Source organism: Streptomyces sp. NPDC056222 (assembly GCF_042264065.1).
GTDB lineage: Bacteria > Actinomycetota > Actinomycetes > Streptomycetales > Streptomycetaceae > Streptomyces.
In genome coordinates this window covers 1-1,172 of sequence record NZ_JBHJTL010000225.1, presented here as the reverse complement: position 1 = coordinate 1,172, position 1,172 = coordinate 1, and the positions used below count along the sequence as shown (strand labels likewise).

1 protein-coding gene is annotated in these 1,172 nt (G+C 69.0%); it reads right to left on the bottom strand.

The window, feature by feature from the left end; all coding sequences use genetic code 11:
• Window positions 1–1,172 (bottom strand): fimbria/pilus outer membrane usher protein (locus ACFC0D_RS38665; RefSeq protein WP_376446815.1); only part of this gene is annotated, 1,172 nt, incomplete at both ends.

Genomic DNA, 1,172 nt, shown 5'->3' with positions numbered 1-1,172 from the left:
AGCTGCTGTGGAAGCCCAGCTGCAGATCGTTCTGCTTGCCGGGGCGGTTCCAGTACGCCACGTGGCCGCCGCTGACATACAGCTGGCTGCGCTGGCCGAGCCGCTGCGAGAAGTTCACCTGGAAGCGCTGGCGGGTGCGCATGACGAACGCATCGGCCGCCTGCGGGCGGTCGAACGACAGCTGCGAGACATCGGTGAGGGTGAGGAAGCCCTCGGTGCTGTAGCGGTACGCGGCCAGGCCCAGGTTGGTGCCGGTGCGCGCCACGCTGCGCTGGTAGTTCAGGCGGTAGCTGCGGCCGCTCTGCGCGGGCAGGCCCGGCACCTTGGCGCGGGCGTGGGTGATATCGGCACCGATGGCGCCGAAAGGTGTGTTGAACGCCGCGCCGGCCAGGCCGGCCTGGTAGTGCTCGGCTACCTGCACGCCGCCCAGCAGGGTCATGCGGTTGCTGACGCCGCGCGCATAGGTGCCTTCGGTGAAGCGCAGCGCGTTCTGCGCCCGGCCGGTATTGCGCAGCTCGCCCGCGGTCACGCTGAAACGCTGGCTGCCTTCGCGCAGTGCCTGCGGCACGGCAGAGAACGCGACGGTGAAGCGCTCTTCGCGGCCATCGGCCTCGGTGACGGCCACTTCCAGATCGCCACTGCCGGCGTTGGGGTAGAGATCGTCGATGGCGAACGGACCCGGCGCCACCGTGGTTTCGTACAGCACCGCGCCGTTCTGGCGGATGGTGACGCGCGCATTGCTCTGTGCCACGCCACGCACCACCGGCGCGTAGCCACGCAGTGAATCGGGCAGCATGCGTTCGTCGGTGCTGATACGCACACCGGTGAAGCCGACGCTGTCGAACAGTTCGCCACCGGTGTTGGCCTGGCCCAGCGTGAGCTGGCTGTTCCAGCGCGGCAGATCGCGCTGCAGCGTGCTGTTGAGCGTGGTGAAGTGTGTGCCCTGCGGGCTGTGGCTGAGCGAACTGCGGTGGCGCAGCCGCCATGCCCCCAGGTTGAGGCCGGTGGTGATGCCCGCGTAGGTGTTCTGCTGGCCCTGGTTGCGGTAGTGGTTGACGCTGTAGCCGAGGAAAGCGGCGGTGATGCCGTGGTCGCGCAGTTCCGGCGCGACGAAGCCGCGCGCCTGGCGTTGCAGCGCCACCTGCGGCAGCGAGATATCCAGCCGCAGCTGG